The organism is Georhizobium sp. MAB10 (assembly GCF_045012825.1).
In the GTDB taxonomy this organism is placed as follows: domain Bacteria; phylum Pseudomonadota; class Alphaproteobacteria; order Rhizobiales; family Rhizobiaceae; genus Georhizobium; species Georhizobium profundi.
Genome location: NZ_CP118314.1, coordinates 972,912 through 994,479, shown reverse-complemented (window position 1 = coordinate 994,479; position 21,568 = coordinate 972,912). Strand labels below are relative to the sequence as shown.

The following is a 21,568-nucleotide window of genomic DNA, read 5'->3' as shown; positions in this document are numbered from 1 at the left end:
TCTTCAGTGTGCCGAAGGCTTACTCGGCAGCGATCTGACGCTCGTGACGGCCTTCTTCGATCTCCTCGACGATCTTGGCGTTGAACGCCGGCAGGTCCTTCGGGTTGCGCGAGGTGATCACGGCCTCGTCGGTCACCACTTCCTGATCGCTCCAGTTTGCTCCGGCATTGATCAAGTCCGTCTTGATCGAGCCGTAGGACGTGACGTTGCGGCCACGCACTACGTCAGCTTCCACCAGAAGCCATGGGCCGTGGCAGATCGCAGCGAGCGTCTTGCCGGATTCGGCGAATTCGCGAACGAATTTGACGGCTTTCTCTTCCACGCGCAGCAAGTCGGGATTGATCTGGCCGCCCGGAAGAATGAGCGCGTCGTAGTCGCTGACACTCACCTCGTCGAGGGTCTTGTCCACGGTGACACTGTCACCCCAGTTGTCTTCGTCCCAGCTCTTGATCTCCCCGGACTTCAACGAAACGACATCGACCTTGGCACCCTTGGACTTCAGGAAGTCCAGCGGCTCGCGCAGTTCTGAACGTTCGTAGCCGTCGGTTGCCAGGATCGCGATTTTTGCAGATTCGATTTTGGGCATGCTCGTCTCCTTTGATTGTGAGCCTCCCCCCGTCTCCCCTGTCAAACGCATCGCCTGCGATGACCGTTCCGCTCTGTTTCGAAGAAATCCGGCCGGTCTTGCGCCTGCAACCTGCGCGACATGCGCACATCGTCGAACATCCAAAATGCATCGTCTCGTTGCATCATGCAGCGAATCCCATAAGTTTGTGGGGCGCCCTGGGCGCCTCGCCGAGAACCCTTCATTCTCTCGACTTTCAAGGAGCTCCCAGGTGACTGTCAGCGCCGTTCTTGCCGCCATCGATCGAACCGACAATGCCGAGACGTCGGAGGAAGTGACGGAAATCCTGCAGCAGGCGCTCGCATCCTATGGTGTGGCCTATCACGGCCTGGTCCGCGCCCAGTTGCCACACGAGCCGTTGGGCGATGCTCTGCTCTCGGGCATCCTGCCCGACGGGTGGGCGGAAACCTATGTGAAGCGTAAGTACCTGCTGATCGACCCCGTGGTGCGCCATCTCGGCCAATCACGCTCCGGCTTTCGCTGGCAGACCGCAGCCGAACTCCATGCGAACGGCAAGCACGGAAAGCGGATGGACCGGATGATGGCGGATGCCAGCAAGGCCGGTCTGAAGGATGGCTACAGCTTCCCGGTGCATGGACGCCGGGGGCTTCTGGCGCATCTCAGCATCGGCGGAGACCCCGTCGATCTTCAAAGTGCCGATCTTGCGCTGGTCGGAGCTTTGGCAAGCAAAGCCTATTGGCGAATGGCTGATCTGAAAGGCCTGGGTCAGACGCACCCGCTCGATGCTCTCGATGACATCAAGCTGACCCATCGAGAAATGGAGTCGTTGCATTATCTCGCCGACGGCATGACATCCCCGGAGATCGCTGCAGTTCTCGAAATCTCCAACCACACGGTCGATTGGTACATGAATGGCATTCAGCAGAAACTGAAAGCCAAGAACCGCCACCATGCGGTCGCGCTCGCCTTTCGGCTCGGACTTGTTTCCTGAGCTTTCAATCGGTTTGCACCGCAGCAATTCTGCGCTAGACATTCCGAAGTGAGGACCGGCACGGGCCTGTGCCGTAAAGGAGTGTTGCGCTGTGCCGATTTCGAAGATTCTCGTTGCCAACCGTTCCGAAATCGCTATCCGCGTCTTCCGCGCCGCCAACGAGCTCGGCATCAAGACTGTCGCCATCTGGGCGGAAGAGGACAAGCTCGCCCTTCACCGCTTCAAGGCCGATGAGAGCTACCAGGTCGGGCGCGGTCCGCATCTGGAGCGTGATCTCGGACCCATCGAGAGCTATCTGTCGATCGACGAGGTAATCCGCGTCGCAAAGCTCTCAGGCGCCGATGCAATCCACCCGGGCTACGGCCTGCTGTCCGAAAGCCCGGAATTTGCCGACGCGTGCGCCGAGCACGGCATCATCTTCATCGGTCCAAGCCCCGATACGATGCGTCGCTTGGGCAACAAGGTTGCCGCCCGCAATCTCGCCATCGAGGTCGGGGTGCCGGTCGTGCCCGCCACCGAGCCTTTGCCGGACGACCTGGACGAAGTGGCCAGAATGGCGGACGCCATCGGCTACCCGCTCATGCTGAAGGCGTCCTGGGGTGGTGGCGGCCGCGGCATGCGCGTTATCCGCCAGGCCTCAGATCTTGCGCGTGAGGTGACGGAAGCCAAGCGCGAGGCGAAAGCCGCTTTCGGCAAGGACGAAGTCTATCTTGAAAAGCTCGTCGAGCGCGCCCGCCACGTCGAAAGCCAGATTCTTGGCGACACCCATGGCACCGTCGTCGATCTCTTCGAGCGCGACTGCTCCATCCAGCGCCGCAACCAGAAGGTCGTGGAGCGCGCGCCAGCGCCTTATCTATCGAGCGAAAAGCGCGCTGAAATCGCCAGTTACGCGCGCAAAATCGCGGAAGCCACGTCTTATGTCGGCGCCGGCACCGTGGAATTCCTGATGGACGCCGACACGCAGGAATTCTACTTCATCGAGGTCAATCCGCGCATTCAGGTGGAGCATACGGTCACCGAGGAAGTGACCGGCATCGACATCGTCAAGGCGCAGATCCGCATTCTCGAAGGCAAGAAGATCGGCACGCCGGAATCGGGCGTTCCGCGCCAGGAAGACATCAAGCTCAACGGCCACGCGCTTCAGTGCCGCATTACGACCGAGGACCCGGAGCAGAACTTCATTCCCGACTACGGCCGCATCACCGCCTATCGCGGCGCGACCGGCTTCGGCATCCGCCTCGATGGCGGCACAGCGTATTCGGGCGCCGTCATCACGCGGTTTTATGATCCGCTTTTGGAAAAAGTCACCGCCTGGGCGCCGACAGCGGAAGAAGCGATCCTGCGCATGGACCGGGCACTGCGAGAATTCCGTATCCGCGGCATCGCCACCAATCTGACATTCCTCGAAGCGATCATCGGCCACCCGAATTTCCGCGACAACAGCTACACGACCCGTTTCATCGATGAGACGCCGGAATTGTTCGCACAGGTCGGCCGCCAGGACCGCGCCACCAAGCTTCTGACCTACCTCGCCGATGTGACCGTCAACGGCCACCCCGAAGTGAAGGGTCGTCCGGTGCCGGCGGAAGCGGCGGCGCCGCGCATTCCCCATGTCGGCAAGAAGGAGATTCCGGACGGTACCAAGCAGCGCCTCGATGCGCTCGGCCCGGAAAAATTCGCAGAATGGATGCGCGGTGAGACCCGCGTGCTCTTGACCGACACGACCATGCGCGATGGCCACCAGTCGCTTCTGGCGACCCGGATGCGCACCTACGACATCGCGCGCATCTCCGACACCTACGCCCGCGCGCTCCCCGAGCTCTTCTCGCTGGAATGCTGGGGCGGCGCGACATTCGACGTGTCCATGCGCTTCCTGACGGAAGACCCCTGGGAGCGCCTCGACCTCGTGCGCAAGGGCGCGCCGAATATCCTGCTGCAGATGCTTCTGCGCGGCGCCAACGGCGTCGGCTACAAGAACTATCCCGACAACGTCGTGCGCCATTTCGTCGAACAGGCGGCAAAGGGCGGGATCGACGTCTTCCGTGTCTTCGACTGCCTGAACTGGGTCGACAACATGCGCGTCGCCATGGATGCGGTGCGCGAGACCGGTCGCCTTTGCGAAGCTGCGATCTGCTACACCGGCAACATTCTCGATCCGGAGCGGGCCAAATACGATCTCGCCTATTACACCAACCTTGCAAAGGAACTTGAAGCCGCCGGCGCCAACATCATCGCGCTGAAGGACATGGCGGGGCTCCTGAAGCCTGCCGCCGCTCGCGTGCTCTTCAAGGCGCTGCGTGACACGACCGATCTGCCGATCCACTTCCACACACACGACACGTCGGGCATCGCGGGCGCCACGGTGCTTGCAGCCGTCGATGCCGGCGTGGACGTCATCGATGCGGCGATGGATGCGCTGTCCGGCAACACCTCCCAGCCCTGCCTCGGCTCGATCGTGGAAGCCTTGCGCAACACCGAGCGCGATCCCGGTCTCGACCCGGAATGGATCCGCCGGATTTCCTTCTACTGGGAAGCCGTGCGCAACCAGTATGCGGCTTTTGAAAGCGACCTGCGCGGGCCTGCCTCGGAGGTGTACCTGCACGAAATGCCGGGCGGCCAGTTCACCAACCTCAAGGAACAGGCCCGCTCGCTCGGGCTTGAGACCCGCTGGCACGAAGTCGCCCAGGCCTATGCGGACGCCAACCGCATGTTCGGTGATATCGTGAAGGTGACGCCGTCCTCCAAGGTGGTCGGCGACATGGCGCTGATGATGGTTTCGCAGGATCTGTCGGTCGCCGATGTGGAGAACCCGGCAAAGGACATCTCCTTCCCGGAATCCGTCGTATCGATGATGCGCGGCGATCTCGGGCAGCCGCCGTCTGGCTGGCCTGCGGCCCTGCAGAAGAAAATACTGAAGGACGAGAAGCCGTTTACCGAACGCCCAGGCGCGCTTCTGGAACCCGCCGATCTCGCCGCTGAACGCAAGTCGATCGAAGAGACGCTGGAACGTGAGGTCGACGAGTTCGAGTTCGCCTCATACCTCATGTATCCCAAGGTTTTCACGGATTTTGCACTTGCCGCGGAAACTTATGGCCCGGTCAGCGTGCTGCCGACACCGGCCTATTTCTACGGCCTCGATGTCGGCGAAGAGCTGTTCGTCGATCTCGAAAAAGGCAAGACGCTGGTCGTGCGCAATCAGGCGATCGGCGAGACCAACGACAAGGGCATGATCACCGTCTTCTTCGAGCTCAATGGCCAGCCGCGCCGCGTCAAAGTGCCCGACCGCGCCCGCGGAGCCGGTGCCAGCGGCGCCAAGCGCAAGGCGGAAGCCGGCAACGACCACCACATCGGCGCGCCGATGCCGGGCGTCGTGTCGACCATCGCTGTCTCCGCCGGCCAGAAGGTGGCGTCCGGCGACGTGATCCTCTCCATCGAGGCCATGAAGATGGAGACGGCAATCCACGCCGACCGCGATGGTGTCATCGGCGAAGTGCTGGTGAAAGCCGGCGACCAGATCGACGCCAAGGATCTTCTCGCAACCTACACAGCGGAATGATCTGCCATCAATCGTGAAGCCGGGGCATGCGAAAACGCGCGCCTGCCCCGTTTTCAACGTGATCAAATCGATTTAATGGAACCCCCAGAGCTCCGGCCCGGGATATGTGACATGCACGGCACGACAGGACACTCAAGCGCCGCGACCGGCTTTTTTCCAAGCCAGCGCGCGGCCATCTCCGCTCTCTTCTTCGCCAATGGGTTCATTGTCGGAAGCTGGGCCCCGAAGATCCCGGATTTTGCCGGACGCCTGGGCCTGAGCGAAAGCCAGCTAGGCCTAATGATCCTCGTTTTCGGCCTCGGTTCGCTCGTGATGATGCCAGTCGGCGGCGCCATGGTTGCGCGTCTCGGATCCGCTTTCGTCACGCGCATCACCGCGATCGCCTGCATCCCGGCCCTACTTCTTCTGACGCTGGCGCCAACGGTTCCCGCAGCCGTCGTCGTCATCTTTTTCTTTGGCGGCCTCCTCGGCGCAATGGACGTTGCGATGAACGCAAACGCCGTTCATGTCGAAAAGTCCATGCGACGCGCGATTATGTCATCCTGCCATGGCTTCTGGAGCCTGGGCGGTCTCGTCGGCGCAGCGCTCGGTGGCGTGTTGATCGCAGCGGTTGGCACGATGAACCACGTCATCATCGTCACGCTCGTGCTTGCAGCCGTCGTCTTTATCGCACTGCGCTTCGTCAGCGGCGATGCCCAGCCGGAAACTGCGGAAAAGCAGCCGCTCCGCCTGCCGAAAAGCGTGCTGCCCTACCTCATCGGCATCATGGCACTCTTCTCCATGACCCCCGAAGGCGCGATTCTCGATTGGGGCGCACTCTATCTGCGCCAGGAACTCGACGCGACGCTGGCTCTCTCGGGCATGGCGTTTGGCGCCTTCTCGGCAGCCATGGCCGTCATGCGATTTGCCGGCGATCCGATCCGTGACCGGCTTGGCGCGGTGCTGACGCTGCGCATCTGCACGATGTTCGCCATTGTGGGCATGCTCGTCGCCGGTCAGGCACCCAATGCGACGGTCGCCATCATCGGCTTCGCCATTGCCGGCATCGGCATTTCCAACATGGTGCCGATCGCCTTCTCGGCAGCCGGCAACTTGCCGGGCTTCGCCCAGGGCATCGCGCTGTCGGTCGTCACCTTTATGGGTTACTCGGGCATCCTGGTGGCGCCGTCGGTCATCGGCTTCATCGCCGAGTACACTGGCTTTGCCACCGTGTTCACCGCTCTGCCAATCCTGTTCATCGTCGTGCTGGCGCTGTCATCGCTCGCCCGCCACGGAGACATGCAGAAGGACTGACGCGGACGCTGGCCCGGTCAGCCCGAGTCAGTAAGGCAGGCCGACATAATTCTCCGCAAGCGAGGCGGATGCAGCTTGCGAATGCACGAGATAGTCGAGCTCGGCCTCCTGAATGCGCTGGCCGAACGGACCCGTATCGTCGAAGCGGTGCATCATCGTCGTCATCCACCAGGAGAACCGTACGGCCTTCCAGACGCGGGCGAGCGCCCGGGTCGAATAGGCATCGAGCGCGGCTTCTGATTTTTCCAGATAGTGCTCGCGCAGCCCCTCCATCACGTAGTGCACGTCCGACACGGCGAGGTTCAGGCCCTTTGCCCCCGTCGGCGGAACGATGTGCGCGGCATCGCCGACCAGGAACAGTCGCCCGAAGCGCATCGGCTCGGCGACGAAGGAGCGCAGCGGCGCGATCGATTTCTCGAATGAAGGCCCCGTCGTCAGCCCATCCGCAACCTCCTGCGGCAGCCGGCGGCGCAGTTCGTCCCAGAAGCGCTCGTCCGACCAGTCTTCCACCTTGTCGTCGAGCGAACACTGCACGTAGTAGCGGCTGCGCGTCAGCGATCGCATGGAGCAGAGCGCGAAGCCGCGCGGATGGTTCGCATAGATCAGCTCGTGGCTGACCGGCTTCACATCGGCCAGGATGCCGAGCCAGCCGAACGGATAGACCTTCTCGAAAAGCTTGATCGCATTCTCCGGTACCGCCTTGCGGCTTGGCCCGTGATAGCCATCGCACCCGATGATGAAGTCGCAGTCGATCCGATGCGTCACGCCGTCCGTGCGGTAGGTGACATAGGGTTTCTCGCCATCGAAATCATGCGGCTGCACGTCCTCGGCGTTATAGATCGAGGTCGCGCCATCTCGCGCGCGCTGGTCGAGAAGATCGTGCGTCACCTCGGTCTGGCCGTAGACCATGACCTTTTTGCCGCCGGTCAGGCTCTCGAGATCGATGCGGTGGCGCCGCCCGTCGAAGGTGAGGTCGAAGCCCGAATGCGGCAGGCCTTCGCGGTGCATGCGCTCGGCAACGCCCGCTTCCTCCAGCATCCGTACAGTGCCCTCTTCCAGGACACCGGCCCGGACGCGCTCGAGGATGTAGGCCGCATCGACGCGATCGAGGATGATGCTGTCGATGCCCGCCTGGGTGAGCAGCCGGCCAAGCAGCAACCCTGACGGTCCCGAGCCGATAATCGCGACCTGCGTGCGGATGACGGACACCGAGTGCTCCTCCCATTCGATCTGTATCTCGCTGCAAAATGTCTTTTGCGCCTCTCGCGGCAAATGGACGGAGCTGGCATTGATGTGGACTTTTCCGCCATCTCGATCCAAGTAGGCCCATGCGCATCATCCCGACTTATGATCTCTATGGCGAGAACCGATCGGACCAATCCTCCGGCGCACCGGAGTTTCTGTTGCATTGCGAGGATATCTACGAGCGCTCGCGCATGCATGGCTGGGAGATCAAGCCGCACCGGCACCGCAGCTACTTTCAAATTCTGCACATTCGATCCGGTACTGCTGAACTCAGCGACGGGCACTCGCATCACCGGCTGGCACTGCCATGCCTCGTCATGGTACCGGTCGGCACCGTGCACGGCTTTCGCTTCTCGAACGACGTCGAGGGCTTCGTGCTCACCATAGCCGCATCACGGCTCGCGACATTGCTCGCCGTGGATCTCTTGCCGGCAGTGAGCACCCCGTCCGTTCAGGTCGAGGCGCTGGACGACGTTTCGCCCACGCACGCCGCCATTCATACCATGCTTCTGGAAATCCAGGCGGAATACGCGGCTCGGCGGCCGGGCTATGCTGCGCTCATCGAAAGTCTTCTCACGGCATCGCTGATCCGCACAATACGGCAGCGCACGACGGATACAGACGCCCCGGAACAGCGCGACAAGGATCGCGTGCGGCTTGATCGGCTGACGCAACTGGTCGAGCGCCATTATCGCGAACACCGCCCGGTCGGCTTCTACGCCCGTGAGCTTGGCCTTTCGCCGACACATCTCAACCGCATTTTGAAAAGTGCGGAAAACCGCACCGTGCAGCGGCTGCTGGCAGGCCGGCTGATCGACGACGCCAAGCGAAGCCTCATCTTTAGCGTTCAGCCGATCAAGACAATCGCTCTAGGGCTAGGCTTCACCGACACGGCCTATTTTACCCGCTTTTTCCAGCGCGAAACGGGACTTCAGCCGACCGCCTATCGGCTGAAGAATCAGGACCGGCAACCTCAGTAGAGAAGCCGCACCAAAGCGAGCGTGATCCCTGGAAAGATCACGAGAATCGCCGTGCGGATGATGTCCGAGGCGACGAAGGGCATGACTGCGGCGTAGGTCGCCGAAATGCGTGTTTCCTTGGACATTGAGTTGATGACGAAGAGGTTCATTCCCACGGGAGGCGTGATCAGCCCCACCTCCACGACGATCAGGATGAGGATGCCGAACCACAGCGCGAATTCCTCAGCCGTGAGGCCGAAATCCAGCACCGAAACGATCGGGAAGAAGATCGGCACGGTCAAAAGGATCATGGAGAGCGAATCCATGAAGCAGCCCATGACGAGGTAAAGAACGAGGATGATCGTCAGGACCATCCAGGGGCTGAACCCCTGTTCGGTCACGAAGGCGGCCATTGTCTGCGGCAGTTGCGAAAGCGCGAGGAAGCTGTTGAAGACCGCGGCACCCAGCACGATGAAGAAGATCATGCCCGTGGCGCCGGCAGTCGAGACGATCGCCTCTTTCAGCGTCGTCCAGTTGAGACCGCGATTGATGAGCGCGATCACGCCCGTGCCAAACGCGCCCACGGCCGCAGCCTCCGTTGGTGTGAAGACGCCGGTATAGATGCCGCCGATCACCGCAATGAAGACGATGAGAACAGGCCAGATGCCGAGAAGCGCACGGAACCGCTCCGAATAGGGCGCCCGTTCGCGCTTGCCCACCGCCTCGGGCTTCACCCGTGCATAGATGGCGATGACGATGATATAGCCGATCGCGGCGAGGATGCCGGGAATGAACGCAGCAGCAAATAGCTTCGCAATGTTCTGCTCAGTCAGGATGGCGTAGATCACCAGGATGACCGATGGCGGAATGAGAATGCCGAGCGTCCCGCCTGCGGCAAGCGTTGCGGTGGAGATACCGCCCGCATAGCCGTAGCGCTTGAGTTCCGGCAGCGCGACCTTGCCCATGGTGGCAGCAGTCGCCAGCGACGATCCACAGATGGCCCCGAAGCCGGCGCAGGCGCCGATGGCAGCCATAGCGACACCACCCTTGCGGTGGCCGAGCCACGTTTCCGCCGCCCGGAAGAGGGCCTGTGACATGCCGCCAAGCGCCGCGAACTGCCCCATGAGCAGAAACAGCGGAATGATCGACAGCGAGTAGGAGGAGAACGTGCCGTAGGTCAGGTTCTTCAGCTGCGCCATGATCATCAGGAACGAGCCGTTGATCGCAAAGCTGCCGCCAATCCCGACGAGCAGCATCGCGAGGCCGATCGGAATTCTGAGGAAGATCAGGACCAGCAGGACCGGGAACGACCAGAGGCCGATTTCGAAATTCGTCACGCGATCGGACCTTGTGACTGCGAAATAGCGGAAGGCGCATCATCAGGCCGCACAAGCGCCCTTATGCTGGCGATGAGGCAATAGGCGGCAACGATGACAAAGCCGATGGCGCCAACGAGCCCCAGCGCATAGGCCCACCACACGGGATAGCGCAGGATGAAGGATGTCTCGCCATAGGCGAGCTTGTCGAGCGTACCGAGCCAGTGCTGATAGGTGAGGACGCCGGCGACGAGCAGCATCAACGCATCGACCAATACATCGATGACGCGATTGAGGACCGGAGGGAAACGCATCGTCAGAATTTCGACGGAGGCATGCTCGCGGTTGAGCTGACACCAGGCGAGGAAGCTGAACACCGCAAAGCCGGTGGCCGCTTCGACAAGCTCAAAGTCGCCCGGGACCGGCCGGAGACCAACGGAAACCAACGCCCGACCTGAAATCGAGACGATGGTCATCAAGGTTATGAAAATCAGGGCCAGTCCGCCGGCGATCGCAAGCGTCAGCGCCAGATATCGCACGGCTTTCTCAAGCGTCGCCATCCTGTGCAGATCCTCCTACCGTCACCATCCACCCTGGTGTCTGCGGCCCTATCTATTGCGACGCAACGAGAAAGGGCAAGTCCGGCGATGTGCCAGACTTGCCCGTTTCGGATGGATTATTTCACCACAGAGCTCGAAAATGCGCGCCCCGGAGCCCGATCAGACGAAGAACTGACCGCCATTGGCGGAAATGGTGGAGCCGTTGAGGAAACCAGCTTGGTCCGATGCCAGGAAGACGACGCAGCGCGCAATCTCCTCAGGCTCGCCGAGCCTGCCCGCCGGGATCTGCGCGATGATTGAGTCCCGCACCTTTTCCGGCACGGCCATGACCATTTCGGTGGCGATATAGCCGGGGCAGATGGCGTTGACCGTGATGCCGGCGCGCGCGCCCTCCTGCGCAAGGGCCTTGGTGAAGCCGAGATCGCCGGCCTTCGCTGCGGAATAATTCGCCTGGCCCATCTGGCCCTTCTGGCCGTTGATCGACGAGATGTTGATCACGCGGCCGAACTTGCGGTCGCGCATGCCCGTCCAAACTGGATGGGTCATGTTGAACAGGCCGGTCAGGTTGGTGTTGATCACCTCGTTCCACATGTCAGGCGTCATCTTGTGGAACATGGCATCACGGGTGATGCCGGCATTGTTGACGAGCACGTCGATTGGGCCCACTTCGGCCTCGACCTTGGCGATGCCTTCCTTGCAAGCGTCGTAGCTCGATACGTCCCACTTGAAGACGGCAATGCCAGTCTCTTCCTTGAAGGCCGCAGCCTTCTCGTCATTGCCGGCATAGGTCGCGGCGACCGTATAGCCCGCATCCTTCAATGCCTTGGAAATCGCCGCGCCGATTCCGCGCGAACCACCCGTCACCAATGCTACTCGTGCCATTCTCTGCCATCCTCCCGATGCACTGAAAATTCATGGGAGCCGGGGGCTCTGTCGGCCCCCTCGCTCAGGTCAAACTTGCTGTATCAGAGGCGCTCGAGGCACATGGCGACACCCATGCCGCCGCCGATGCAGAGCGTGGCGAGGCCCTTCTTTGCGTCGCGCCGTGCCATCTCGAACAGCAGCGTGTTGAGGATGCGTGCGCCCGATGCCCCGACCGGGTGACCGATGGCGATCGCACCGCCATTGACGTTGACGATTTCCGGGTTCCAGCCAAGGTCCTTGTTGACCGCGCAGGCCTGGGCAGCGAAAGCCTCGTTGGCTTCCACGAGATCGAGATCGTCGATCTTCCAGCCGGCACGTTCCAGCGCCTTGCGGGAAGCGGGGATCGGGCCGGTGCCCATGATCTGCGGATCGACGCCGGCCGTGGCCCAGGAAACAATCCGCGCCATCGGCGTAATGCCGCGGCGGGACGCCTCGCCTTCGCTCATCAGCACGGCAGCGGCAGCGCCATCATTGATGCCGGACGCGTTGCCGGCGGTGACCGTGCCTTCCTTGTCGAAGGCGGGCTTCAGCTTCTGCATGCCTTCGAGCGTCGCGCCGGCGCGGATATACTCGTCCTGATCGACGACGGTATCACCCTTGCGGCCCTTGACGGTGAACGGCACGATCTCGTCCTTGAAGCGGCCGGCCTGCTGCGCAGCTTCCGCCTTGTTCTGCGACGCGACGGCAAAGGCATCCTGGTCGTCGCGCGAAAGTTGCCACTGGCGGGCGACGTTCTCGGCCGTATTGCCCATGTGGTAGCCGTAGAAGGCATCCATCAGGCCGTCCTTGATCATGGTGTCGACCATCTTGAAGTCGCCCATCTTCACGCCACCGCGCAAATGCGCGCAATGCGGTGCCATCGACATGGATTCCTGCCCGCCGGCAACGATGATGTCGGCATCGCCGGTGGCGATCTGCTGCATGCCGATTGCAACGGCGCGCAAGCCGGATCCGCACAGCTGGTTGAGGCCCCAGGCGGTCGCCTCCTGCGGGATGCCGGCGCCCATGGCGGCCTGGCGAGCCGGGTTCTGGCCCTGCCCCGCCGTCAGGATCTGGCCGAGGATGACCTCATTCACTTCTTTGGGATCGACGCCCGCGCGTTCCAGCGCGCCCTTGATGGCAACCGCACCCAGTTCATGTGCAGGCACCGAGGCGAATGAACCATTGAAAGAGCCGACTGCCGTGCGCGCGGCGCTGGCGATGACGATCGATTGTGCGGAAGCCATGATGATGAAAATCCCGTTTTGCGAGTGCTTTTCTTTGCCGCGCAGCCAATGGAGCTGCCGCAGCGTCCTTTGCCAGAGAAACTGACCGACCTACCGCCTCAAGTCAAATCCGTCTTGGCCTCTCTTGGCCCGCATATAAGACCACGAGGCACACCGTGCTGCGGCGCAGCAGAAGAAGGTTCGCCGCATCGCACAAAGCATTTGTCAACGGCGCGGCATATCGCCTACAGTTTGCATCCAGCAGTATGGCTGCCGGTTCGATTTTGGTTGTAAGGGGAGAGCATGGCCAAAAAAGACGGTGACATCATCATCAAGAAATATGCGAACCGGCGTCTCTACAACACCGGCACGAGCACCTATGTCACTCTCGATGATCTCGCGGTCATGGTGAAGAATGGCGAGGACTTCATCGTCCAGGACGCCAAATCCGGCGACGACATCACCCATTCGGTCCTTACGCAAATCATCTTCGAACAGGAATCGAAGACCGGAAACACCTTGCTTCCCGTCTCTTTCCTGCGCCAGCTCATCGGGTTTTACGGCGATCAGATGCAGATGGTCGTGCCGACCTATCTCGAGCAGACCATGCAGGCCTTCACGTCGCAGCAGGGCCAGATGCGCGAGCAGATGACGAAGGCGTTCGGCGACAATCCGATGGCGCGCAACATGCAGATCCCCATGCAGATGGCCGAGGAGCAGGTTCGCCGCAATACCGAGATCTTCCAGCAGGCAATGCGCATGTTCTCGCCCTTCAACGCCACGGCGAAGGAAGCGAGCGCAGAAGGCGAACGCAAGAAGACCGGCGACAATCGTGACTTGAACGAGCTCAAGGATCAGCTGCGCGCCCTTCAGGAGAAGCTCGACCGCATGGGCGAGTGAGCCGCTTTAGCGCTTCATGGAACAACTGTTTCGCCTGCGGAAGGCTTGGCATCCCGTGTGCTCTGGCATCCACTGAGGCAAACCCAATTGAAATGAAAGTGAACACTTACCGATGACCGACCTACCGCTGGCCAAGGCCAATCGCATCATCACCGGCGCGCTCGCACAGGCCAAGGAAATGGGACTGAAGCCGCTCGGCGTCGTGGTTCTGGATGCGGGCGGACATGTGAAGGCGTTTCAGCGCCAGGACGGCGCGTCGATGCTGCGTTTCGACATGGGTGCCGGCAAGGCCTATGGCGCGCTGTCGGTCGGCTCGGGCTCGCGCTGGCTGCATGACCAGGCCGCGACCCGGCCCCACTTCCTGACGGGCATGGTCGGCATCTCCGACGGCAAGATCCTGCCGGTGCCTGGTGGCGTGCTGATCAAGGACAAGAAAGGCACCATCCTCGGCGCAGTCGGGATCTCCGGCGATACCGCCGACAACGACGAGACGGTAGCCGTTGCCGGCATCGAGGCCGCGGGCCTCGTCGCGCAGAAGGACTAGCGCGCCAAGATCGCCTCTTCGGCCGCTGGTCAGTCTAGCGGCCGAGACCGATCGATACGTCGCGCGATGCGCTGCGCAGCGCGACAGTGAAGCCGGCCGCCACGTCGACGAACGCGATCGCGGTCAGGATGAAGAACACATCCGTCGCAGCGCTCTGAAACAGCAGAAATTCGATCAGGAAAACGAGAAAGACGACCAGCGACAGGAGATGGTCGACGATCTGGAACGGTCCGGTGCGCGTTGCCTTGACGATTTCGGCAAACAGCATCACCAGCGCGATGATGATGATCAGATCGCCGAAGCTGAGCGTCCAGATCGCACCTGACACCATTTGCAGGCTCGTCACCTCGCTTGCCAGCCATTCCGGCCCTCCAAAGCCGACGATGCCGAACATCGCGATGTTGTAGAGGACAAATGGAACGATCATCAGGGGGAATGCGGTTAGCACGGCGGTCTCCGTCCAAGTCTATCGGCAGGCGCTCCTGCGCCTCGGCAGCGGATTCGTCACCTCATGATGAGCGCGATACACGCATCCGCAACAGAAAAAGGCCGGCGCAAGCCAGCCTTTCGCAAAAACTGATCGAAACGGCGATCCGTTGTGACCGCCGGACAAGCGCTTATGCGCTTTCCTTCGGCGTCAGAACCTGGCGACCGCGGTACATGCCGGTCTTGAGGTCGACGTGGTGCGGGCGGCGCAGTTCGCCGGAATTCTTGTCCTCGACATAGGTCGGGGCCTTGATAGCATCTGCCGAACGACGCATGCCGCGCTTGGACGGCGTCGTTTTTCTTTTAGGTACAGCCATGGTTCACTCCATTCGCGGGCGACAAGAAACGCCTGATTGCTCGACTGATCGTCGAAGACAGACGTTGCCGAATTCGGAAATTTGGCGGGTTCATACAGTGTCGGCAGCCGTTTGACCAGCGGCCACGGCATTTTTTTGACGAAACGCCTCAGTGTTCTTCTTCTGCCACCACCCACGGCTCTTGGCGGCTCGCATCCGCCCACTCCTGGTAGGGAGGCAGCGCCTTCATCCGCTCCATATAGGCCAGAATTTCGGCATTCTCGGTCAATGCATACACGTCGAAGCGGTTGACCACCGGCGCGAACATCGCGTCTGCCGCAGAAAATTCCCCGTAGAGAAAAGGCCCCCGGGATTGCGCCAGCGCCGAAGTCCAAATGTCGGTGATGCGCGCGACATCTGCTTGCGCCGCCGCGCTGATGGGAATGGCGCGCTGCGGACGCCGCATGTTCATTGGGCATTCGTTGCGCAGCGCCTGGAAACCCGCATGCATCTCCGAGGAAATAGCCCGTGCCCGGGCGCGAGCTGACGTGTCCGCAGGCCAGAGCGCCGAGTGCGTTTCCGCCAGATATTCGAGGATCGCCAAAGTTTCCCAGATGACGAGGTCGCCGTCACGCAACACAGGCACCTTCCCTGTGGGAGAGAATGCCCGAAACGCCGGGTTGGTGCCGCCGTCGCTGAATGGGACCAGTTCCTCGTCGAACTCGATCCCGGCCATACGCATCGCAAGCCATGGGCGAAACGACCAGGATGAATAGGTCTTGTTGGCGATGAACAGGGTGAGGCGGGACATGGGGGCTCTCCGACGACTGGCGGCGAACCTATAGCGTCGAGGTTCGGTCGCACCAGTCAGATCGCGTCATCTATCCATAAAGACAGGTGATATAGGCGCCGGACTGCCGCGCGCGCCCTTCGATGTTGCCGGCCAGTCGCCGCAATCCATCGCCCGGAGAACCGGCATTGCGCTGGTGGGGATTGGGCAGCGATACGGCCAGGAGCGCGGATTGGCTGGCGTTCAGATTGGCAGCCGATACGCCGAAATGATGCTGTGCCGCCGCCTCGATGCCATAAACACCCGGCGCCCATTCGGCGATGTTGAGATAGATTTCCATCATTCGCTGCTTCGGCCAGATGTAATCCGAAGCCATGGCGAGCGGCACTTCGAGCGCCTTGCGCACGAAGGACCGACCCGGCCACAGGAAGAGGTTCTTCGCAGTCTGCATCGGGATCGTGCTCGCGCCGCGGGTCGATTCCCCTTCCAGCGCGCCGTCGATCACCTTGTTCAGCGCCTCCCAGTCGATGCCGTCATGGGCGCAGAACTGGCCGTCTTCCGACATCATCACCGATTGAACGAGCACCGGCGCCACATCTTCGAAGGGAACCCAAGTGCGCTCGACGCCCTGGCCCGTGACGAGGCCATAGGCCATCAGCGTCGACCAGGGTCGAACGATCTCTATGCGGTAAAGCAGGATCAGGAGATAGGGGAGGATGAGAAGGAAGACGCCAAGGAGGAACAGCCTCCCGATCCAGCGGCCGATGCCCGCCCGTTTGCGGCGGCCGCGTGGTTTCGTTTCAAAGTTCTCACCGAAATGCCGGTGCCGCTGCGACAAGGCCGCCTATCCTTCTGCCGTCTCGATGTCTCCATAGCTTCGCAGCCGGAGCATTGCCACTGCTTTCAGGAAATCGTTGCCGATGAGGCCCGGCCCATGCCAAGAGGGCGCCATGGATCTGCCCTTCGATTTCGAAAGCCAACTGGCCGCCCGCGCAACGCTCGTCGAGCGACGACTGGCCGATCGGCTGGACGGAACGCCGCGCCCGGGAGAGATCGTGCTGCCACCGCGCATCCTCTCGGCCATGCGCTATGCGCTGCTTGGTGGTGGAAAGCGCATCCGGCCGTTCCTCGTCATGGAAGCGGCCGCTCTCTTCATGCCCGATACAGACACCGAGGCGGCTGCGCTCGACGTGGCGGCGGCGCTCGAGTGCATCCACACCTATTCGCTCGTGCATGACGACCTGCCCGCCATGGACGACGATGCGCTGCGACGTGGACGACCCACGCTTCACATCGCCTATGACGAGGCGACCGCGATCCTCGCCGGCGATGCGCTGCTGACGCTTGCCTTCGACATGGTCACGGACCCGTCGACCAACCTTGCACCCGAACGGAGCGTGGCGCTTGTCAGCGCGCTTTCCCGAGCGGCCGGCTTCGGCGGCATGGTCGGCGGACAGATGATCGATCTCGCATCAGAGAACAGACACCTTTCGGAAGAAGAGATCGTCACGCTCCAGGCCATGAAGACCGGTGCGTTGCTGCGCTTCGCCTGCGAGGCCGGCGCCATCGTGTGCGGAGCCACGCCGGACGACCGCGAACGGCTGTCGCGGTTCGGGGAAGCGATCGGGCTTGCCTTCCAGCTCGCCGACGATCTTCTCGACCTGACGGCCGACGAAGCCGTCATGGGCAAGGCAACGGGCAAGGACGCCGATCGGGGCAAGGCGACGCTCGTCAGCCTGCATGGCGCGGAATGGGCACATACCCAGCTCCGGGGTCTTGTCGACGCGGCGGTGGAACTGCTGGAACCCTTCGGCGACCGCGCCGAGCTGCTGCGCCAGGCGGCCGGTTTTATCGCCAACCGCCGGAACTGAGACCATCGCGTTCCGGCCTGCCTCCGGGCAACGCACGCTTTCTTAACCCTGACCGACGATGTTTGCTGCGGGGCAACAACGGGCTGGGCACAAAGACATCAATGGCGAAGATCAGTTCGATCGGCATCTTCGGAAGCAACCGCTGGGCCTGGAGCCTGCGGTGCTGCTACGTCCTGTCCCTGGTGCTGATCGGCGTCATCTGCTTCTATTTCTTTCTGCAGCAGCGCGAGCAGGTGATCGACATCAACCGCATCGGGGCGCTCGGCGAACAATTCGCCCAGCTCGATGTGGAGATGGCAGATCTTGCCACCTATTCCGAGACCGTCGCGCAGCGCTTTCCGTCCGAACGCCCCCGCCTGTCACCCGCGCTTCGGGCCATGACGCTTGCCGAGCGACGCGAACGACTGGCCGCACAGCCGGTCGATCCCGATGTCCAGCCGGTGAAGGCTGCGTTGCGCTTTCGGCTCGACAAGGCCGAGGCTGAAATGCGTGGCCTGGAAGCCTATTGGAGTGCTGCGCCAGCTACCCTGCAGACGCGGATCATCAACGCATCACCCTATATGTCGGCCCGCGATCCCTTTCAGCACTACCGGCTGATGCTGGACCGCACGCGGGTCGAGAGCGCCCGTTCGAAATTCGACATGCACTGGACCGCGCGCGAAATCTTCTCGCTCTACGACAACAATGTCTCCGTCACCAATCTGAAGGCGCAGATCGAAGTCCGCTCCTATCTCGAGCGACTGTCGCGCCATCAGGGCAATACGCTGCAGCAATTCCTGTTGATCACCATCGCGGCGCTGCTGGCTCTGCTGTTCCTCGTCTTCATCCCGATGGATTTTGCCGTGCAGCGCATCGTCAAGCGGCTTTCGGCGAAGCAGAAGGAAACCGATCGCGCCATGGTCCAGGCGCTTGCCGCAGACCGCGCGAAGTCGGAGTTTCTCGCCAATATGAGCCACGAAATTCGCACGCCGATGAACGGCGTTCTCGGGATGGCGGAGCTTCTGGCTAAGACGGACCTCACGGCGAAGCAACGCACCTTCACCGATGTCATCGTCAAATCCGGCAACGCATTGCTGACGATCATCAACGACATTCTGGATTTCTCGAAAATCGACGCGAACCAGATCGAGCTCGACCCTGCGCCCTTCAGCCTGGCCGAGACGGTCGAAGACGTGGCGACGCTGGTTTCCGGCCGCGTTTCCGAAAAAGACCTCGAATTGATCGTGCGGGTGCAGCCCGATCTTCCGGCCATGCTTGTCGGCGATGTCGGCCGTCTGCGTCAGGTGCTGACCAACCTCGTCGGCAATGCTGTCAAGTTCACCGAAGCGGGCCATGTCCTCGTCGACGTCTCCGGCACGGTGAGTGAAGGCAATGTCAAAATCGCCTTCACGATCGAAGATACGGGCATCGGCATCCCAGCCGACAAGCTCGACACGATCTTCGACAAGTTCAGTCAAGTCGACGCATCCTCGACGCGCCGGCACGAAGGCACGGGCCTCGGCCTCGCGATCGCGCGCCGCCTTATCAACCTCATGGGCGGCGACATTGCGGTGGCGTCCACCTACGGCCGTGGATCGAGCTTCTCCTTTGCCATCGAGTTACCGATCCACGAAGCGGAGGGCGCCAAGCCGCAGCGCATCCTGCCCACGGACCTGAGCGGCGCGGGCGTTTTGATCATCGAGGACAACGCGATCAACCGGGACATCCTGATCGAGCAGTTCCAGAGCTGGCATTTCGACTGCGTGGCGGTCGAAAGCGGCCCGGCCGGTATCGCGTTCCTGCAGGAGGCCCGATCGCTCGGTGCCAAGGTCGACCTGATCGTGCTCGACTATCAGATGCCTGAGATGAATGGTGGCGATGTCGCCCGCCGCCTGCGGGGCGACACGCATTTGGCCGATATTCCTATCCTCGTGCTCTCGTCTGTGGACCAGCACACGCAGATGCGTTTCGTGCGCGAACTCGGCATCGAGGCGCATCTGAACAAGCCGACCCGCTCCTCGCTGCTGCTCGAAACGGCGACCAGCGTCATCCAGGCCGCGCGCAGCGGCGTTGCCAGGCCAACGCCCGTGGTGTGCGAGAGACAGGCACAAGTCGAGCCCAAGATACCGGCACCGAAACCCGTGCAACAAGTTTCACAGTCCATGCCGGAGACGCGGCAGAAAGCCCCGCGTACCAACACGGACCAAATCGATATTCTCGTCGCCGAAGACAACGAGGTGAACCAGATCGTCTTCACGCAGGCGCTGCAGGAATTGCCCTACGCCTTCAAAATCGTGGGCAACGGCCGCCTGGCGCTGATGCAGTGGGAAGCGCTGCGTCCCTCGCTGATCCTGATGGATGTATCCATGCCGGAAATGAACGGCCACGAGGCGACCGCAGCAATCCGCCGACGTGAATTGCAGCTTGGCCTCTCGCGCACGCCGATCGTCGGCATCACGGCGCATGCGCTGAAGGGGGACCGGGAGAAGTGCCTGGAAGTTGGCATGGACGACTACATGTCGAAGCCGATTTCACCGGACATGCTGGCCACCAAGGTCAATCACTGGCTCGCAGAGCTGAGCGAACTGCGGCGCGCCTGATCAGCCGCTCTCGACTAAGCCGAGATAACGTGCTCAGGCTGAACGGCCGAAGCGCTGCTCGATATAATCTGCGACCAACGCCTGGAAATCCTGGGCGATGTTCGGACCGCGCAGCGTCTTGGCCTTCTTGCCGTCGATGAAGACCGGCGCAGCGGGGCTTTCGCCCGTTCCCGGCAAGGAGATGCCGATGTCGGCGTGCTTGGACTCACCCGGGCCGTTGACGATGCACCCCATGACCGCGACTTGCAGGTTCTCGACCCCCGGATAACGGTCGCGCCAGACCGGCATGTTGCGTCTGAGATCGCCCTCGATCGTCTGGGCAAGCTCCTGGAAGACGGTCGATGTCGTACGCCCGCAGCCCGGGCATGCGGCGACCACCGGCAGGAACTGGCGGAAGCCCATGGTCTGCAGCAGTTCCTGCGCAACGATCACCTCGCGCGTGCGATCGCCATTCGGCTCCGGCGTCAGCGAAATGCGGATCGTGTCGCCGACACCCTGCTGAAGCACGATGCCCATGGCCGCCGCCGAGGCGACGATGCCCTTGGATCCCATGCCTGCTTCGGTCAGGCCGAGATGCAGCGCGTGGTTCGTGCGCAGGGCAAGCTCGAGATTGACGGCGATCAGATCCTGCACCTGGCTGACCTTTGCCGACAGGATGATGCGGTTGCGCGGCAGGCCGATTTCCTCGGCGAGCTCGGCCGACAAAAGTGCCGACTGGATGATCGCCTCGCGCGTCACCTCGCGCGCCGTCATGGGCGAGCCCTTGACCTGGTTCTCGTCCATCAGGCGCGTCAGCAGTTCCTGATCGAGCGAGCCCCAGTTCACACCGATGCGAACCGGCTTGTCGTAACGGATCGCCTGCTCGATGATCTGCGTGAACTGCCGGTCGCGCTTGTCCTTGAAACCGACATTGCCGGGATTGATGCGATATTTGGCGAGCGCCGCGGCGCAATCGGGATGATCGGCGAGAAGCGTGTGGCCGATATAATGGAAGTCGCCGACGAGCGGCACGTCGATGCCGAGGCGATCGAGACGCTCGCGAATGCGCGGCACGGCGGCAGCACTTTCCGGCCGGTCGACCGTGATTCGAACGATCTCCGATCCCGCGCGGTTCAGCGCGGCGACTTGGGCGACCGTTGCGTCGATATCGGCCGTATCGGTGTTCGTCATGGACTGGACAACCACCGGCGCGCCGCCACCGACGATGACGCCGCCGACATCCACCGCGATCGAAGCGCGCCGGGAGAGCGGGGCCGTCAGGTAGGATTGAGCCGAATTCGGGCTGCGATCGAGCATGGCGCGTCCTTCAAACGATGGACCGATAGGCGAGCCCACCGGCTGGCTTCAGGTGATATAGCACCGCTTCATTGTCAACGTCACTTCGCGCTGGAAAGCCGCACTTGCCTTGTGAACGTAACGACCCGACGTTACCTGTGACAAGGCTTCAAGCCGCGACGGAGAACTCCC

Annotated in this window: 19 protein-coding genes; 8 read left to right on the top strand and 11 right to left on the bottom strand. The window is 62.1% G+C overall.

What is annotated here, in order from left to right; translation table 11 throughout:
* Positions 1–19: 19 nt before the first annotated feature.
* The gene (locus PU133_RS04555) at positions 20–586 is read right to left on the bottom strand and encodes a type 1 glutamine amidotransferase domain-containing protein (RefSeq protein ID WP_404863679.1); all 567 of its coding nucleotides are present in this window, start codon (positions 584–586) and stop codon (positions 20–22) included.
* Positions 587–836: 250 nt separating this feature from the next.
* Here PU133_RS04555 and PU133_RS04550 point away from each other — a divergent pair, with 250 nt between their 5' ends.
* The 3 genes from PU133_RS04550 to PU133_RS04540 all read left to right on the top strand — a co-directional run bounded on the left by PU133_RS04550 (position 837) and on the right by PU133_RS04540 (position 6,426).
* The gene (locus PU133_RS04550) at positions 837–1,577 is read left to right on the top strand and encodes an autoinducer binding domain-containing protein (RefSeq protein ID WP_404863678.1); all 741 of its coding nucleotides are present in this window, start codon (positions 837–839) and stop codon (positions 1,575–1,577) included.
* A gap of 91 nt (positions 1,578–1,668) precedes the next feature.
* A complete protein-coding gene (gene pyc / locus PU133_RS04545) occupies positions 1,669–5,133 on the top strand; it encodes a pyruvate carboxylase (RefSeq protein WP_404863677.1) in 3,465 nt (1,154 codons plus the stop codon).
* 111 nt (positions 5,134–5,244) lie between these two features.
* Positions 5,245–6,426 carry an MFS transporter gene (locus tag PU133_RS04540; protein ID WP_404863676.1) on the top strand — a complete coding sequence of 394 codons (1,182 nt, stop codon included), beginning with the start codon at positions 5,245–5,247 and terminating at the stop codon, positions 6,424–6,426.
* Positions 6,427–6,453: 27 nt separating this feature from the next.
* On the opposite strand, the gene pobA is transcribed toward PU133_RS04540, so the two are convergent.
* A complete protein-coding gene (pobA, locus tag PU133_RS04535) occupies positions 6,454–7,626 on the bottom strand; it encodes a 4-hydroxybenzoate 3-monooxygenase (RefSeq protein ID WP_404864440.1) in 1,173 nt (390 codons plus the stop codon).
* 128 nt (positions 7,627–7,754) lie between these two features.
* Between pobA and PU133_RS04530 the strand changes: the two genes are divergently transcribed.
* The gene (locus tag PU133_RS04530; RefSeq protein ID WP_404863675.1) at positions 7,755–8,651 is read left to right on the top strand and encodes a helix-turn-helix domain-containing protein; all 897 of its coding nucleotides are present in this window, start codon (positions 7,755–7,757) and stop codon (positions 8,649–8,651) included.
* On the opposite strand, the gene PU133_RS04525 is transcribed toward PU133_RS04530, so the two are convergent.
* The 4 genes from PU133_RS04525 to PU133_RS04510 form a co-directional block, all read right to left on the bottom strand.
* Complete coding sequence (locus tag PU133_RS04525) at positions 8,645–9,967, bottom strand: TRAP transporter large permease (protein ID WP_404863674.1); 1,323 nt, start codon at positions 9,965–9,967, stop codon at positions 8,645–8,647. The genes PU133_RS04530 and PU133_RS04525 overlap by 7 nt on opposite strands.
* On the bottom strand, positions 9,964–10,506 hold the full coding sequence (locus PU133_RS04520; protein ID WP_404863673.1) for a TRAP transporter small permease: 543 nt from the start codon (positions 10,504–10,506) through the stop codon (positions 9,964–9,966). The genes PU133_RS04525 and PU133_RS04520 overlap by 4 nt, the downstream gene beginning before the upstream one ends.
* Before the next feature lie 159 nt (positions 10,507–10,665).
* Positions 10,666–11,388 (bottom strand): beta-ketoacyl-ACP reductase, encoded by a 723-nt coding sequence (locus PU133_RS04515; protein ID WP_404863672.1) that lies wholly within the window; start codon positions 11,386–11,388, stop codon positions 10,666–10,668.
* Positions 11,389–11,471: 83 nt separating this feature from the next.
* Positions 11,472–12,656: an acetyl-CoA C-acetyltransferase gene (locus PU133_RS04510; protein WP_404863671.1), complete on the bottom strand. Its 1,185-nt coding sequence runs from the start codon at positions 12,654–12,656 to the stop codon at positions 11,472–11,474.
* Between the two features lie 282 nt (positions 12,657–12,938).
* On the opposite strand from PU133_RS04510, the gene phaR reads away from it, so the two are divergent.
* Both phaR and PU133_RS04500 read left to right on the top strand, forming a co-directional pair.
* Positions 12,939–13,535 (top strand): polyhydroxyalkanoate synthesis repressor PhaR, encoded by a 597-nt coding sequence (gene phaR / locus PU133_RS04505; RefSeq protein WP_126008129.1) that lies wholly within the window; start codon positions 12,939–12,941, stop codon positions 13,533–13,535.
* Positions 13,536–13,647: 112 nt separating this feature from the next.
* Positions 13,648–14,079 (top strand): heme-binding protein, encoded by a 432-nt coding sequence (locus tag PU133_RS04500; protein ID WP_404863670.1) that lies wholly within the window; start codon positions 13,648–13,650, stop codon positions 14,077–14,079.
* A gap of 34 nt (positions 14,080–14,113) precedes the next feature.
* Here the strand turns inward: PU133_RS04500 and PU133_RS04495 are convergent, their stop codons facing one another.
* From PU133_RS04495 to PU133_RS04480, 4 genes are all read right to left on the bottom strand, one after another.
* Positions 14,114–14,527, bottom strand: a complete 414-nt coding sequence (locus PU133_RS04495; RefSeq protein WP_404863669.1) for a hypothetical protein — start codon at positions 14,525–14,527, stop codon at positions 14,114–14,116.
* Positions 14,528–14,696: 169 nt separating this feature from the next.
* Entirely contained in the window at positions 14,697–14,882 is a 186-nt protein-coding gene (gene rpmF / locus PU133_RS04490; protein WP_126008123.1) for a 50S ribosomal protein L32, read from the bottom strand.
* Between the two features lie 148 nt (positions 14,883–15,030).
* Positions 15,031–15,672, bottom strand: a complete 642-nt coding sequence (locus PU133_RS04485) for a glutathione S-transferase family protein (RefSeq protein WP_404863668.1) — start codon at positions 15,670–15,672, stop codon at positions 15,031–15,033.
* A gap of 70 nt (positions 15,673–15,742) precedes the next feature.
* A complete protein-coding gene (locus PU133_RS04480; protein ID WP_404863667.1) occupies positions 15,743–16,489 on the bottom strand; it encodes a biosynthetic peptidoglycan transglycosylase in 747 nt (248 codons plus the stop codon).
* A 112-nt stretch (positions 16,490–16,601) separates the two neighbouring features.
* Here PU133_RS04480 and PU133_RS04475 point away from each other — a divergent pair, with 112 nt between their 5' ends.
* Positions 16,602–17,522 carry a polyprenyl synthetase family protein gene (locus PU133_RS04475; RefSeq protein WP_404863666.1) on the top strand — a complete coding sequence of 307 codons (921 nt, stop codon included), beginning with the start codon at positions 16,602–16,604 and terminating at the stop codon, positions 17,520–17,522.
* A gap of 101 nt (positions 17,523–17,623) precedes the next feature.
* Positions 17,624–20,101, top strand: coding sequence for a response regulator (locus PU133_RS04470; protein ID WP_404863665.1), 2,478 nt, complete (start codon positions 17,624–17,626; stop codon positions 20,099–20,101).
* A 33-nt stretch (positions 20,102–20,134) separates the two neighbouring features.
* Here PU133_RS04470 and ispG read toward each other — a convergent pair whose 3' ends face one another.
* On the bottom strand, positions 20,135–21,397 hold the full coding sequence (gene ispG, locus PU133_RS04465; RefSeq protein ID WP_404863664.1) for a flavodoxin-dependent (E)-4-hydroxy-3-methylbut-2-enyl-diphosphate synthase: 1,263 nt from the start codon (positions 21,395–21,397) through the stop codon (positions 20,135–20,137).
* Between the last annotated feature and the right edge of the window lie 171 nt (positions 21,398–21,568).

Bases quoted from the DNA above. Each gene is read 5' to 3' on its own strand.
- PU133_RS04555 (WP_404863679.1), bottom strand. From the start codon at position 586: ATGCCCAAAATCGAATCTGCAAAAATCGCGATCCTGGCAACCGACGGC.
- PU133_RS04540 (WP_404863676.1), top strand. From the start codon at position 5,245: ATGCACGGCACGACAGGACACTCAAGCGCCGCGACCGGCTTTTTTCCA.
- PU133_RS04530 (WP_404863675.1), top strand. From the start codon at position 7,755: ATGCGCATCATCCCGACTTATGATCTCTATGGCGAGAACCGATCGGAC.
- PU133_RS04520 (WP_404863673.1), bottom strand. From the start codon at position 10,506: ATGGCGACGCTTGAGAAAGCCGTGCGATATCTGGCGCTGACGCTTGCG.
- PU133_RS04515 (WP_404863672.1), bottom strand. From the start codon at position 11,388: ATGGCACGAGTAGCATTGGTGACGGGTGGTTCGCGCGGAATCGGCGCG.
- PU133_RS04510 (WP_404863671.1), bottom strand. From the start codon at position 12,656: ATGGCTTCCGCACAATCGATCGTCATCGCCAGCGCCGCGCGCACGGCA.
- phaR (WP_126008129.1), top strand. From the start codon at position 12,939: ATGGCCAAAAAAGACGGTGACATCATCATCAAGAAATATGCGAACCGG.
- PU133_RS04500 (WP_404863670.1), top strand. From the start codon at position 13,648: ATGACCGACCTACCGCTGGCCAAGGCCAATCGCATCATCACCGGCGCG.
- rpmF (WP_126008123.1), bottom strand. From the start codon at position 14,882: ATGGCTGTACCTAAAAGAAAAACGACGCCGTCCAAGCGCGGCATGCGT.
- PU133_RS04485 (WP_404863668.1), bottom strand. From the start codon at position 15,672: ATGTCCCGCCTCACCCTGTTCATCGCCAACAAGACCTATTCATCCTGG.
- PU133_RS04475 (WP_404863666.1), top strand. From the start codon at position 16,602: ATGGATCTGCCCTTCGATTTCGAAAGCCAACTGGCCGCCCGCGCAACG.
- PU133_RS04470 (WP_404863665.1), top strand. From the start codon at position 17,624: ATGGCGAAGATCAGTTCGATCGGCATCTTCGGAAGCAACCGCTGGGCC.
- ispG (WP_404863664.1), bottom strand. From the start codon at position 21,397: ATGCTCGATCGCAGCCCGAATTCGGCTCAATCCTACCTGACGGCCCCG.